Annotated in this window: 16 protein-coding genes; 9 read left to right on the top strand and 7 right to left on the bottom strand. The window is 64.9% G+C overall.

Annotated features, from left to right (window positions below):
• Nucleotides 1–26 precede the first annotated feature (26 nt).
• The 4 genes from ACF8SD_RS09645 to ACF8SD_RS09630 all read right to left on the bottom strand — a co-directional run bounded on the left by ACF8SD_RS09645 (nt 27) and on the right by ACF8SD_RS09630 (nt 3,206).
• Nucleotides 27–539 carry a DUF3299 domain-containing protein gene (locus tag ACF8SD_RS09645; protein ID WP_029886261.1) on the bottom strand — a complete coding sequence of 171 codons (513 nt, stop codon included), beginning with the start codon at nt 537–539 and terminating at the stop codon, nt 27–29.
• Nucleotides 540–647: 108 nt separating this feature from the next.
• Nucleotides 648–1,913: an ABC transporter permease gene (locus ACF8SD_RS09640; RefSeq protein WP_173887449.1), complete on the bottom strand. Its 1,266-nt coding sequence runs from the start codon at nt 1,911–1,913 to the stop codon at nt 648–650.
• Nucleotides 1,913–2,623 carry an ABC transporter ATP-binding protein gene (locus tag ACF8SD_RS09635; protein ID WP_173887450.1) on the bottom strand — a complete coding sequence of 237 codons (711 nt, stop codon included), beginning with the start codon at nt 2,621–2,623 and terminating at the stop codon, nt 1,913–1,915. Before ACF8SD_RS09635 ends, ACF8SD_RS09640 begins: the two co-directional genes overlap by 1 nt.
• Nucleotide 2,624: 1 nt before the next feature.
• On the bottom strand, nt 2,625–3,206 hold the full coding sequence (locus ACF8SD_RS09630) for a DUF2796 domain-containing protein (protein ID WP_173887451.1): 582 nt from the start codon (nt 3,204–3,206) through the stop codon (nt 2,625–2,627).
• Nucleotides 3,207–3,334: 128 nt separating this feature from the next.
• On the opposite strand from ACF8SD_RS09630, the gene ACF8SD_RS09625 reads away from it, so the two are divergent.
• On the top strand, nt 3,335–3,679 hold the full coding sequence (locus ACF8SD_RS09625) for a hypothetical protein (RefSeq protein WP_173887452.1): 345 nt from the start codon (nt 3,335–3,337) through the stop codon (nt 3,677–3,679).
• 75 nt (nt 3,680–3,754) lie between these two features.
• Here the strand turns inward: ACF8SD_RS09625 and trxA are convergent, their stop codons facing one another.
• Genes trxA through ACF8SD_RS09610 form a run of 3 tightly spaced genes read right to left on the bottom strand, consistent with a single transcriptional unit; the run spans nt 3,755 to nt 5,771 of the window.
• Nucleotides 3,755–4,627, bottom strand: coding sequence for a thioredoxin (gene trxA / locus ACF8SD_RS09620; protein WP_392484313.1), 873 nt, complete (start codon nt 4,625–4,627; stop codon nt 3,755–3,757).
• Nucleotides 4,628–4,658: 31 nt separating this feature from the next.
• Entirely contained in the window at nt 4,659–5,318 is a 660-nt protein-coding gene (locus ACF8SD_RS09615; protein ID WP_392484312.1) for a class I SAM-dependent methyltransferase, read from the bottom strand.
• Entirely contained in the window at nt 5,319–5,771 is a 453-nt protein-coding gene (locus ACF8SD_RS09610; protein WP_173887454.1) for a YbaY family lipoprotein, read from the bottom strand. It lies immediately after the preceding gene.
• A gap of 106 nt (nt 5,772–5,877) precedes the next feature.
• Between ACF8SD_RS09610 and nrdR the strand changes: the two genes are divergently transcribed.
• From nrdR to ACF8SD_RS09570, 8 genes are all read left to right on the top strand, one after another.
• The gene (gene nrdR, locus ACF8SD_RS09605) at nt 5,878–6,342 is read left to right on the top strand and encodes a transcriptional regulator NrdR (RefSeq protein ID WP_009685710.1); all 465 of its coding nucleotides are present in this window, start codon (nt 5,878–5,880) and stop codon (nt 6,340–6,342) included.
• Nucleotides 6,343–6,344: 2 nt separating this feature from the next.
• On the top strand, nt 6,345–7,475 hold the full coding sequence (gene ribD / locus ACF8SD_RS09600) for a bifunctional diaminohydroxyphosphoribosylaminopyrimidine deaminase/5-amino-6-(5-phosphoribosylamino)uracil reductase RibD (RefSeq protein ID WP_392484311.1): 1,131 nt from the start codon (nt 6,345–6,347) through the stop codon (nt 7,473–7,475).
• Between the two features lie 41 nt (nt 7,476–7,516).
• Nucleotides 7,517–8,182, top strand: a complete 666-nt coding sequence (locus ACF8SD_RS09595; protein ID WP_009685712.1) for a riboflavin synthase — start codon at nt 7,517–7,519, stop codon at nt 8,180–8,182.
• 18 nt (nt 8,183–8,200) lie between these two features.
• Nucleotides 8,201–9,292 (top strand): bifunctional 3,4-dihydroxy-2-butanone-4-phosphate synthase/GTP cyclohydrolase II, encoded by a 1,092-nt coding sequence (gene ribBA / locus ACF8SD_RS09590; RefSeq protein ID WP_182366123.1) that lies wholly within the window; start codon nt 8,201–8,203, stop codon nt 9,290–9,292.
• Between the two features lie 91 nt (nt 9,293–9,383).
• Nucleotides 9,384–9,860: a 6,7-dimethyl-8-ribityllumazine synthase gene (ribE, locus tag ACF8SD_RS09585; RefSeq protein WP_003255395.1), complete on the top strand. Its 477-nt coding sequence runs from the start codon at nt 9,384–9,386 to the stop codon at nt 9,858–9,860.
• Nucleotides 9,857–10,357 carry a transcription antitermination factor NusB gene (gene nusB / locus ACF8SD_RS09580; RefSeq protein WP_029886266.1) on the top strand — a complete coding sequence of 167 codons (501 nt, stop codon included), beginning with the start codon at nt 9,857–9,859 and terminating at the stop codon, nt 10,355–10,357. The genes ribE and nusB overlap by 4 nt, the downstream gene beginning before the upstream one ends.
• Before the next feature lie 18 nt (nt 10,358–10,375).
• The gene (thiL, locus tag ACF8SD_RS09575; RefSeq protein WP_392484310.1) at nt 10,376–11,344 is read left to right on the top strand and encodes a thiamine-phosphate kinase; all 969 of its coding nucleotides are present in this window, start codon (nt 10,376–10,378) and stop codon (nt 11,342–11,344) included.
• Nucleotides 11,341–11,844 (top strand): phosphatidylglycerophosphatase A, encoded by a 504-nt coding sequence (locus ACF8SD_RS09570; protein ID WP_173887458.1) that lies wholly within the window; start codon nt 11,341–11,343, stop codon nt 11,842–11,844. Before thiL ends, ACF8SD_RS09570 begins: the two co-directional genes overlap by 4 nt.
• The last annotated feature ends 7 nt before the right edge of the window (nt 11,845–11,851 follow it).

The following is an 11,851-nucleotide window of genomic DNA, read 5'->3' as shown; positions in this document are numbered from 1 at the left end:
GCGTCTTCATGAACCGGTAATAGCGCTCACTTCAGCTCATAAGCGTAGATTTTCTCGGCTTCCATCTGGTAGCCGGCGTCGGCCAGTTCGCTGCTGGAGGCTTTGACCTGCATCTTTCCCTCGATCCAGTAGGGTTGATAAAGGTCTTCGACGCGCACGCCCATTTCGCTGAAAATGTGCACGATCTGGTTCGAGGGCGGTGGCGGCACATGGATGCACGCGCCGTAGTAAGGCACCAGCAGAAACTCGGTGGTGCGCCCCTCCTCGCTGACTTCCAGCGGCACGATGTAGCCGGGCAGTTTGACCTGCTGGCCATCGAGGCTTTTCACCACCGGCGCGTTCGGCGCCTGCTGCCGGGCTGCTGGCGCAGACTCGGCGGCCAGGGCGTTGCTCAATTGCGACATGTCGTGCAAGGGGGTGAGTTGCGGTGGAATGACCGGGGCGCCTTCCGGGATCAGCGCTGGCCAGTCGAGCTCCTTGGGTTCGGCGGCCCAAAGCGGCATCGCTGCCGCAAGCAACAGGATCAGCAGCGTTTGCAGTGCCGGCTTCTTCGCGGGTGAACCCGCTCCTGCACGGGGAACGCGACCCGATGTAGGAGCGGGTTTACCCGCGAAGCAGGCGGTGAGGTGTTTGATCATTACGCGCACTCATAGGTGTATGGACAGGCCATCGGCCAACGACTGCCGATAGGCGCGCCACGCTGGCACGCTGCCCATCAGCAGTGCAGCCGCCAGAATGATAGCCAGCAAGCTCCATTCATGAGCGCTCGGCAGCGCCAGCGGCAAGTACAAACCGTAGTTGGCCTGTACATACCCCTGTGCCAGGGCGATACCCGCATACAGCAAGCCCAGCCCGGCGACGATGCCGACTGCCGCCAGTGACAGCGCCTCCAGCACCAGCAGCCCGGCGATATGCCACGGCCTGGCCCCTACGGAACGCAAGATCGCCATCTCCCGACGGCGTTCGTTGAGGCTGGTGAGAATGGCCGTGAGCATGCCGATCAGGCCCGTGAGCACAACGAACAGCGAAACCACGAACAAGGCTTGTTCCGCCGTGCCCATCAGGCTCCACAGCTCCTGCAAGGCAACGCCAGGCAGGATCGCCAGCAGCGGTTCGTTGCGGTACTCGTTGATTTCCCGCTGCAGGCTGAATGTGGCGATCTTGTTGTTCAGGCCCAGCATGAACGCCGTGATGGCGGCAGGTTGCAGGTCCATGCTGCGTGCTTGCTCGGCGCTGATGCGCCCGGCGCCACGTGCCGGCACGCCATTGTGCCAGTCGATGTGGATCGCCTCCATGCCGCCCAGGCTGATGTGCAGGGTGCGGTCGACCGGTGTGCCGGTACGCTTGAGCACGCCCACGACGGTGAACGGTTTGTCGTCATGCTTGACCAGGCTGATTGCAGCCACACCGTGCGCCAGCACCAGTTTGTCCCCCAGCTTGTAATGCAGTGCATCGGCCACTTCGGCACCGAGTACCACTTCGAACGGGTCACTGGCGAATTCGCGGCCCTGGCTCAGCTGCAGGTGCTGTTTGCGGCCGTACTGGTAATGCTCGAAGTAGTCGGCAGTGGTGCCCATTACCCGGTAGCCGCGGTGCGAGTCGCCCAGCGAGATCGGAATCGCCCACTTCACCCGTGGGTCATGGGCGTAGTGCTGAAAGCTGTCCCAGCGGATGTTGTTGGTGGCGTTGCCGATCCGGAATACCGAATACAGCAGCAGGTTCACCGAGCCGGAGCGCGCGCCCACGATCAGGTCGGTACCGCTGATGGTACTGGCGAAGCTGGCACGGGCCTCGGTCCGCACCCGCTCCACGGCCAATAGCAGGCATACCGACAGGGCGATGGCAAAGGCAGTGAGAAAGGCGGTGAAACGGCGGTTGGCCAGGCTGGCCAGGGCAAGGCGGAGCAGGTACATCAGGCCTCCACGGGCTTGGCGGCACGGTTGAGTTCGGCCAGCGACAGGTGGCGATCGAACAGCGGCGCCAGGCTCTGGTCGTGGCTGACGAACAGCAGGCTGGCACCAGCAGCGCGGCACTCGTCGAACAGCAGGCGGATGAACACTTCACGGGTGTCGGCGTCCAGCGCCGAGGTCGGCTCGTCGGCAATCACCAGCTCGGGCTGACCGATCAGCGCGCGGGCTGCGGCTACCCGCTGTTGCTGGCCTATCGACAGGCTGTCGGCACGGCGCGCCAGCAGTGCCGGGTCGCCCAGCCCCAGGTGGGCGAGCAGTTCGCCTGCCGCCTGGTGGACACTGCCATGGCGCTGGATGGCCCGTTCCGCCCGGCTGCGGGAGAAGCGGCATGGCAGTTCGACGTTCTCCCTTACCGACAGGAAGGGCAGCAAGTTGAACTGCTGGAAGATATAGCCGGTGTGGTCGACGCGGAACCGGTCGCGTGCACCTTGGCCCAGCGCGGCCAGGTCCTGGCCAAGCAGCCGGATTCGCCCTTGGTCCGCTCGGCTCACCCCGCCCAGCAGGCCCAGCAGGGTGGTCTTGCCACTGCCGCTGGGGCCTTTGAGAAACAGGGCCTCACCGGCTTGTAGGCGAAATGCCGGGATGTCCAGCAGTGGCGCCTGGCCTGGCCAGGCGAACACCAGGTCCTGCAGTTCAATCAGTGCCTGATTCATCTCAGAACGCGACCATGGCCTTGGCGGGCGAGGTTTCGACGCCTTTCTGGCCGTTGGGGCCGATCAGCTGCACGTTGATTTTCTGCGTGGCCGGGAAGGCTTTGTACAGGGGGGCCAGGTCCAGCTGGGTGAGTTTCTCCGGGGTGGCGCATGTCAACTGGTAATGGGCATTGATGTCGCTGTGCATGTGGCCCTTCTCATGCTCGTCACCGTCGTCGTCCGCTTTGGCGGCGTCACCGAACAACGGGCTTTCCAACGCTTGCTGGTCATCCTTGCAGCCGGCTGCCGAGGCAAGGCCGAACAGCTTCGACGGTTGCTCCAGCTGCTGGCGCACCGCGGCAACCTTGGCCTTGTCGGCGTCGCTGCTGGCAGCGTGCTCGAAACCAACCAGGTTCATGGCGGGGCTGTCCAGCTCCAGTTCCAGGGTATTGCCGTCGAGGACGACATTGAGCTTGGCCACGCCGTGTTCATGCGCGCCCAAGGTGCCATGGGCGTGGTCGTGATCATGGTCATGGTCTTCGTGGGCATGGGCCACGGCCAGTGGCAGCAAAGCGAAGGGCAGGGCGAGCAACAGGCGACGCATGGAAGGCTCCGGGGCGGGCTGGATGATTGGGTTATGTTATAACAACTTTTCTGCGTCCTGCCAGCCCGCATGGCGCAGGTTTCATCTTGCGGTAGCATGGGCCATCGACCTTGCTCAAGGAATGCATCGTGAGAATTCGTGGACAGATTGGGGAATGGCCGGTGGACCTCACCATCGAGCTTGAGCCTGAAGAGTGGGCACAGTTGGGGCGGCAGATCGAGGTGCCGGCAGCGGCGCATGCCGTTGCGGCGGCCCCGGTGGCTGCGCCACGGCAGGATGACGGACAATGGACGGCGGCGCGCGAGGTGTTGCGCCTGGCGGGGCAGATGAGCGGGCCGCAATTGCTCGACCGGCTGGAAGGGCTGGCCGGCAGTACAGCGGCGGGCAAGCGGCTGCTGGTGCGTTTGCGCCACAGCAGTGAGGTTAAGGTGGAAAACGGTGGGGATGCTCCGGTTTATCACTGGGTTGGATAAACCGGTGTTGAGGTCCACCTTGTGGGAGCGGGCGTGCCCGCGAACGAGGGCGAAGCCCTCGCCATCAGCTTCAGGTCAGAACATCGCCGCCGACAGCTTGCGACGATAAACCCCCACCAGCGGGTGATCGCCACCCAGCAATTCAAAGACCTGCAGCATCGCCTTCTGCGGCAGCCCATTGTCATAGCTGCGGTTACGCTGGAACAGTTTCAGCAACCCTTCCAGCGCCGCCTCATACTGCTGGCGTGCCAACTGCTGGACGCTCAGCTGGTAGGCGGCTTCATCATCCTCAGGGTTCTGGGCCAGGCGGCTTTTCAGCTCCGCCACTTCCGGCAGGCTGGCCGCTTGGCGCAGGAAGGTCAGTTGGGCCTTGGCGCCGGCCAGTGCGGCCTTGTATTCATCGCTCTTGACCGCGTCCAGTACCACCTGCGCTTCCCCCAGCTCGCCACGTTCGGCCAGGCAACGGGCGTACAGGATCAGTGCCTCGGCATTGCTGTTGTCTTCACCCAGCAGGGCCTGCAACAGCGCTTCTGCTTCGGCGAAACGGCTTTCGGCGAACAGCGCCTTGGCCTGTTCCAGCGGCGATGCCTGCGGTGCGGCAGGCATTTGCACGTGCGGCTCGAGCATGGCGCGGATCGCCGATTCCGGCTGGGCACCGGCAAAGCCGTCCACCGGCTGGCCGTCCTTGAACAGCACCACGGTCGGCAGGCTGCGAATGCCGAACTGGGCGACCACCTGTTGTTCCACGTCGCAGTTGATCTTGGCCAGCAGCAGTTCGCCCTGGTAGCCCTCGGCGATCTTCGCCAGCAAGGGCATCAGCGCCTTGCATGGCGCACACCACTCGGCCCAGAAATCCACCAGCACCGGTTTGTGAAAGGAGTTCTCGATCACCAGCTGCTGGAAGGTGGCATCGGTAGCGTCGAAAATGTAAGGCGTGTCTTGGCTCATTGCGCTTCTCGCAAACTCGTGAATAACACCACTATAAGGTGTCGCGGCTGGCGTGGTACAGGCTGACCCGGCGGAATTCGTGCGGCTCGGCCAGGTCGGGCAGGGTCAGCGCTTCAAGCACCCCCAGCTGCTGATAGAGCGGGTGGCTGAAGTCGCGTACCCGCGAATCGGCCACCAGGGCCTGGCGACCACGGCCAAGAAAGGCATCCAGAAGCGGCAGGTTGGCCCGGTCGTACAGCACGTCGGCGACCAGGATCAGGTCGAAGCGGTCGTCCTCGGCGAAGAAGTCGTCGCTGTAGCCCAGTTGCACTCCGTTCAGCGCGGCATTCGCGCGGCAGGCTTGCAGGGCCAGTGGGTCCAGGTCGCAGGCCACCACCTCCCGGGCGCCCGCGCGGGCGGCAGCGATGCCGGCAATGCCGGACCCGGCGCCAAAGTCCAGCACCCGCTTGCCGGCCACCCATTCCGGGCGCTCGGCCAGGTAACGGGCCATGGCCAGGCCACTGGCCCAGCAGAAGCTCCAGTAGGGCGGGTCTTCGAGAATGCGCCGGGTTTCGTCGCTGCTAAAGGCGCGGTCCATATTCTGGTCGTCGATCAGCCACAGTTTCAAGGCGCAGCCGGGCAGTTCGCGGACGACCAGTCGCGCCTCACCTATCAGGCCGCTGAGGGCCTGCTGCAAGGCAAGCGGCGCCACTCAGGGCGCCTTCTCGAAACGTAGTGGCCCGGTGGCCTGGGTCTGCGCCTGGGTGATGCGCAGGGGCGGCAGGTGCATGATCAGCTGGCCGGAGCGGCTGGCGCGGCCACGCAATTCCACGCGTGCGCCGGCCGGGAACGCTTCGGGGTTGAAGCGCAGTTGGTAGGGCAGGGCCTGGCCGGTAGCGGTCAGGTTGCTGCTGGCCAGCAGGCGCTGCGGGCGGTCGCGTTCGTCGATCACCAGCAACGCCAGTTCCACGTCGGCGCCGGCCGGGATTTCCAGCAAAGTACCGCTCAATTCGCGCTGGTAGGCCGGAAGCGGGCCGGGCGCTTCGGTGGTTTTGGCCACGCGGGCCGGTGCCGGCGAAACGGAGGTATCGGTCTTCGGCCTGTCGCTGCCGCAGGCGGCGAGCAGGGCGGCGCAGCACAGCACGACGAGCGCTCGGTAGTGCATGGAGGAGTCCTTAACGGGCAGATTTCCCATGGATGTTAACCCCTTTGGCTTGTCTTGCCAGTGCAATGCGCTACCATGGCCCTCCCTTTTTTTGTTGCCTGCCACCATGCACTGTCCCTTTTGCGGTGCCAACGACACCAAGGTCATCGACTCTCGCCTCGTCGCCGAGGGCGAGCAGGTGCGCCGCCGCCGCGAATGCGTGGCCTGTGGCGAGCGCTTTACCACCTTCGAAACCGCCGAGCTGGTGCTGCCCCGGCTGATCAAGCAAGACGGCACGCGCCAGCCTTTCGACGAAGACAAGCTGCGTGCCGGCATGCAGCGGGCGCTGGAAAAACGCCCGGTCAGCGTCGAGCGCCTGGAAGCGGCGCTGGCACACATCAAGAGCCGCCTGCGTGCCACCGGCGAGCGCGAAGTCAAGTCGCTGGTGGTGGGTGAAATGGTCATGGCCGAGCTGCGCAAGCTCGATGAGGTGGCCTACATCCGCTTTGCCTCGGTGTACCGGCGCTTCCAGGACCTCGACGAGTTCCGTGAAGAAATCGACCGCCTGGCCCGCGAGCCGGCCAAAGAGTGAACATGCCCAGCCAAGCCGCGATTCTTGACGCCCACTACATGGCGCGTGCGCTGGAGCTGGCGCGCAAAGGCCTGTTCACCACCCACCCGAACCCCCGCGTAGGCTGCGTGATCGTGCGCGACGGCGAAGTGGTCGGGGAGGGCTGGCACGTGCGCGCCGGTGAGCCGCATGCCGAAGTGCATGCCCTGCGCCAGGCCGGGGAACGCGCCCGTGGCGCGTGTGCCTATGTCACCCTGGAGCCTTGCAGCCACCATGGCCGCACGCCCCCGTGCGCCGAAGCGCTGGTCAAGGCGGGGGTGGCCCGGGTGGTAGCGGCCATGCAGGACCCTAACCCGCAAGTGGCCGGGCGGGGGCTGCGGCGCCTGGCCGAGGCCGGCATCGAAGTGGCCAGTGGTGTGCTCGAGGCGGAGGCCCGCGCCCTAAACCCGGGCTTTCTCAAGCGCATGGAGCATGGCGTGCCGTTCGTGCGCGCCAAGCTGGCCATGAGCCTTGACGGCCGTACCGCCATGGCCAGTGGTGAAAGCCAGTGGATCACCGGCCCGGCTGCGCGCTCGGCCGTGCAGCGCCTGCGCGCCCGCTCCAGTGTGGTGCTGACCAGCGCCGCCAGCGTGCTGGCCGACAACGCACGCCTGACCGTACGGGGCAGCGAGTTGGGCCTGGATGCCGAAACCACCGCCCTGGCCCTTAGCCGCCCACCGCTGCGCGTGCTGGTCGATGGCCGCCTGCGCCTGCCGCTGGATGCACCATTCTTCCAGGCCGGCCCGGCCCTGGTGGTAACAGCTGTCGCAGATGACCCTGGTTATGCCGCTGCCGGCCACGAGCTGCTCTGCCTGCCGGGTGACAATGGCCAGGTCGACCTGGCGACGCTGCTGCATGCCCTGGGCGCGCGTGGCGTCAATGAAGTGCTGCTGGAAGCCGGTGCCAGCCTGGTCGGTGCCTTTGCCCGCCTTGGCCTGGTGGACGAGTACCAGTTGTTCGTCGCCGGTACCTTCCTCGGCTCCCATGCCCGCCCATTGCTGGACTGGCCGATGGAGCGGATGAGTGAAGCACCGCGGCTGAAAATTACCGAAATGCGCGCAGTGGGCGATGACTGGCGGGTCACAGCCGTGCCCCTGCCGGCACCCGGCGTATAATGCCGGGCTTGCCCCGTGCAAACCGTTTTGAGGAAGACCCCATGTTCACCGGCATCATCGAATCCATTGGCAGCATCCGCAGCCTGACCCCCAAGGGCGGGGACGTTCGCGTCTACGTCGAAACCGGCAAGCTGGACCTGGGTGACGTCAAGCTGGGCGACAGCATCGCCGTCAACGGCGTGTGCTTGACCGCCGTGGAACTGCCTGGTGACGGCTTCTGGGCCGACGTCAGCGTCGAAACCCTCAAGCGCACTGCCTTCATCGACCTCAAGAGCGGCAGCAAGGTCAACCTGGAAAAAGCCCTGACCCCTACCACCCGCCTTGGCGGGCACCTGGTCAGCGGCCATGTCGACGGGGTGGGTGAAATCATCTCGCGCAGCGATAACGCCCGCGCCATCCAGTTCCGCGTACGCGCACCGAAGGAGCTGGCCAAGTACATCGCCCACAAGGGCTCGATCACCGTCGACGGCACCAGCCTGACGGTCAACGAAGTCAATGGCGCCGAGTTCGAGCTGACCATTGTCCCGCACACCCTGTCCGAAACCATCATGGCCGACTACCGCGCAGGGCGTCGGGTGAACCTTGAGGTCGATCTGCTGGCCCGTTACCTGGAGCGCTTGCTGCTGGGTGACAAGGCCGCCGAACCGAGCAAGGGCAGTGGCATTACCGAAAGCTTCCTGGCCGCCAACGGCTTCTTGAAATCCTGATTGACAAGGGGGTGCCGCGTGGCGCTCAACAGCATCGAAGAACTGGTCGAAGACATCCGCCAGGGTAAAATGGTCATCCTCATGGATGACGAAGACCGCGAGAACGAAGGCGACATCATCATGGCCGCCGAGTGCTGCCAGCCCGAACACATCAACTTCATGGCCAAGCATGCCCGTGGCTTGATCTGCATGCCGATGACCCGTGAGCGTTGCGAAACGCTGAAGCTGCCATTGATGGCGCCGCGCAACGGCTCGGGCTTCGGCACCAAGTTCACCGTGTCGATCGAAGCCGCCGAAGGCGTCACCACCGGCATCTCCGCCGCCGACCGCGCGCGCACCGTGCAAGCCGCTGCTGCCCGGGACGCCAAGGCCGAAGACATCGTCAGCCCTGGCCATATCTTCCCGCTGATGGCCCAGCCCGGCGGCACCCTGGCGCGTGCCGGCCACACCGAAGCGGCCTGCGACCTGGCGCGCATGGCCGGTTTCGAGCCAAGCGGCGTGATCTGCGAAGTGATGAACGACGACGGCACCATGTCGCGCCGCGCCGAGCTGGAAGTCTTTGCTGCCGAGCATGGCCTGAAGATCGGCACCATTGCGGACCTGATCCACTACCGCATGATTCACGAGCGCACCGTGCAACGGGTATCCGAGCAACCGGTAGAGAGCGAGCTGGGTGAGTTCAACCTGGTCACCTACCGCGATGCGGTGGAAGGCGACGTGCACATGGCCCTGACCCTGGGCAAGATCTGCGCCGAAGAGCCGACGCTGGTGCGGGTACACAACATGGACCCGCTGCGCGACCTGCTGCTGGTCAAGCAGCCGGGCCGCTGGAGCCTGCGCGCGGCCATGGCGGCCGTGGCCGAAGCCGGCAGCGGCGTGGTCCTGCTGCTGGGCCACCCGCTGGACGGCGACGTGCTGTTGGCGCACATCCGCGAAAGCGCAGGCGACGTACCGGCCAAGGCACCGACCACCTACAGCACCGTGGGTGCCGGCTCGCAGATCCTGCGCGACCTCGGGGTGCGCAAGATGCGCCTGATGAGTTCGCCAATGAAGTTCAACGCGATATCCGGATTCGATCTGGAAGTTGTAGAATACGTGCCCTCCGAGTGACTTGAGGCGGCAATGACGCCCCCAGCTCGAGTCCAGACCCCTGTCGAGGCCGCTTGCAAGCGGCCTCGCTCTTGAATATGAGAATATCGGAATGACCCTGAAGACCATCGAAGGTACCTTCATCGCCCCCAAAGGTCGCTATGCTTTGGTGGTTGGCCGCTTCAACAGCTTCGTTGTCGAAAGCCTGGTAAGCGGTGCCGTTGACGCCCTGGTTCGCCACGGTGTCAGCGAAAGCGACATCACCATCATCCGTGCCCCGGGTGCATTCGAAATTCCGCTGGTGGCACAGAAGGTCGCCCAGCAAGGCGCCTATGACGCGATCATCGCCCTGGGCGCCGTGATCCGTGGCGGTACCCCGCACTTCGAATACGTGGCGGGCGAATGCACCAAGGGCCTGGCCCAGGTGTCCATGGAGTTCGGTGTTCCGGTGGCCTTCGGCGTACTGACCGTCGATTCCATCGAGCAGGCCATCGAGCGTTCCGGCACCAAGGCTGGCAACAAAGGTGCTGAAGCTGCCCTGTCCGCTCTGGAAATGGTCAGCCTGCTGGCGCAGTTGGAGGCCAAGTGATTAGCGACGAAAGCGATCGTTTCAACCCGCGCGATCCAAAACCTGCGGATGCCGGCAAGCCCTCCAAGAGCGCCAAGCGTCGCGAAGCCCGCAAGCTTGCGACCCAGGCCCTCTATCAGTGGCACATGGCCCAGCATTCGCTGAACGAGGTCGAAGCGCAGTTCCGGGTGGATAACGATTTCACCGACGTCGACGGTGCCTATTTCCGCGAGATCCTGCATGGGGTCCCGGCGATCAAGGACGAAATCGACAAAGCGCTGGCCCCGTGCATGACCATTGGTCTGGACGAGCTCGACCCTGTGGAACTGGCCGTGCTGCGCCTGTCCACCTGGGAGCTGATCAAGCGCGTCGACGTACCGTACCGCGTGGTCATCAACGAAGGCGTGGAGCTGGCCAAGGTCTTCGGTGCTACCGACGGTCACAAGTTCGTCAACGGTGTGCTCGACAAGCTTGCCCCGTCCCTGCGTGAAGCAGAAGTCAAGGCGAACAAGCGCTGATCCCGGCGCTGCCTGGCCATGGGTGAATTCGAGCTGATCAACCATTACTTCGCTGCCGCGCCCTGTGCGCAAGGCGGCGAAGGCGTGGCCTTGGGGATCGGCGATGATTGCGCCTTGCTCGACCTTCCCCCTGGCGAACAATTGGCGGTGTCGACCGACACGCTGGTGGCCGGGGTGCATTTCCCTGCCGTTTGCGACCCACAACTGCTGGGCCAGCGGTCGCTGGCCGTGGCGGCCAGTGACCTGGCTGCCATGGGCGCGACCCCGATCGGCTTCACCCTTGCCCTGACCCTGCCAAGCGTTGGCCCGGACTGGCTTGCAGCCTACGCCAACGGCCTAAGCCGCATGGCGCACCGCTGCCGCATGAGCCTGATTGGCGGCGACACCACCCGGGGCCCATTGAGCATCACCGTGACTGTGTTCGGCCGGGTGCCGGCTGGCCAGGCGTTGCGCCGCAGCGGTGCGCGGCCAGGCGACTTGCTGTGTGTTGGCGGCACCCTGGGCAAGGCCGCCGGTGCCTTGCCCCTGGTACTGGGCGAGCGCGAGGCGCCTGCCGAGCTGGCCGAGCCGTTGCTGGCCCATTACTGGTCGCCGATGCCGCAGCTCACCCTGGGCACATGGCTGCGGGGCAGGGCCACGGCGGCGCTCGACGTCTCCGATGGCCTGCTAGCCGATTGTGGGCATATTGCCAAGGCATCCGGAGTGGCACTTGAGGTGAACCTGGCCCAGGTGCCAGTGTCTCCTGCCTTGCAGGCATTCCTCGGCCACGAAGCGGCACTGCAGGCAGCACTCACCGGTGGCGATGATTACGTACTGGCCTTCACCTTGCCGCCCGCAGCACTGCCGCCCCTGGCCGAGCTTGGCTTCATCGAGGTACACACCATTGGTCGTGTGCTGCAAGGTCGCGGTGTGACCCTGCGCGACGCACAGGGCCAGGACATCACCCCCGCCCAGCGGGGCTATCAACACTTTAGGGAGACACCGTGACCGATCACCCCAATCAGGTGCCTGCGGAGTTCGTTCCGCCTTCGGTCTGGCGCAACCCATGGCACTTCATCGCGTTCGGCTTTGGTTCCGGCACCTTGCCCAAGGCGCCAGGTACCTGGGGCTCGCTGGTGGCCATACCGTTCATCCCCCTGTGGCAGATGCTGCCCGACTGGGGCTACTGGCTATTGCTGGGCATCAGCATGCTGTTCGGTTTCTGGCTGTGCGGCAAAGTCGCCACTGACTTGCGTGTGCACGATCATGAAGGCATTGTCTGGGATGAAATCGTTGGCATGTGGATCACCCTCTGGCTGGTGCCGGAAGGCTGGCAGTGGCTGCTGGCAGGGTTCCTGATGTTCCGTTTCTTCGACATCCTCAAGCCGTGGCCCATCCGCTGGATCGACCGCCATGTGCACGGGGGCGTCGGCATCATGCTCGACGATATCCTGGCCGGTGTGTTCGCCTGGCTGGGCATGCAGGTTCTGGTGTGGGCGGTTGCCTGAAACAGGG

The sequence above is a fragment of the Pseudomonas sp. CJQ_9 genome (assembly GCF_043106615.1).
Taxonomy (GTDB): domain Bacteria; phylum Pseudomonadota; class Gammaproteobacteria; order Pseudomonadales; family Pseudomonadaceae; genus Aquipseudomonas; species Aquipseudomonas juntendi.
The sequence above is the reverse complement of the archived record's forward strand: the minus strand, read 5'-3'. Positions and strand labels throughout refer to the sequence as shown.

What these genes read in the sequence shown, in the direction of transcription:
- ACF8SD_RS09640 (WP_173887449.1), bottom strand. Translation starts at nt 1,913, where the DNA reads ATGTACCTGCTCCGCCTTGCCCTGGCCAGCCTGGCCAACCGCCGTTTC.
- ACF8SD_RS09635 (WP_173887450.1), bottom strand. Translation starts at nt 2,623, where the DNA reads ATGAATCAGGCACTGATTGAACTGCAGGACCTGGTGTTCGCCTGGCCA.
- ACF8SD_RS09630 (WP_173887451.1), bottom strand. Translation starts at nt 3,206, where the DNA reads ATGCGTCGCCTGTTGCTCGCCCTGCCCTTCGCTTTGCTGCCACTGGCC.
- trxA (WP_392484313.1), bottom strand. Translation starts at nt 4,627, where the DNA reads ATGAGCCAAGACACGCCTTACATTTTCGACGCTACCGATGCCACCTTC.
- ACF8SD_RS09610 (WP_173887454.1), bottom strand. Translation starts at nt 5,771, where the DNA reads ATGCACTACCGAGCGCTCGTCGTGCTGTGCTGCGCCGCCCTGCTCGCC.
- nrdR (WP_009685710.1), top strand. Translation starts at nt 5,878, where the DNA reads ATGCACTGTCCCTTTTGCGGTGCCAACGACACCAAGGTCATCGACTCT.
- ribD (WP_392484311.1), top strand. Translation starts at nt 6,345, where the DNA reads ATGCCCAGCCAAGCCGCGATTCTTGACGCCCACTACATGGCGCGTGCG.
- ACF8SD_RS09595 (WP_009685712.1), top strand. Translation starts at nt 7,517, where the DNA reads ATGTTCACCGGCATCATCGAATCCATTGGCAGCATCCGCAGCCTGACC.
- ribE (WP_003255395.1), top strand. Translation starts at nt 9,384, where the DNA reads ATGACCCTGAAGACCATCGAAGGTACCTTCATCGCCCCCAAAGGTCGC.
- thiL (WP_392484310.1), top strand. Translation starts at nt 10,376, where the DNA reads ATGGGTGAATTCGAGCTGATCAACCATTACTTCGCTGCCGCGCCCTGT.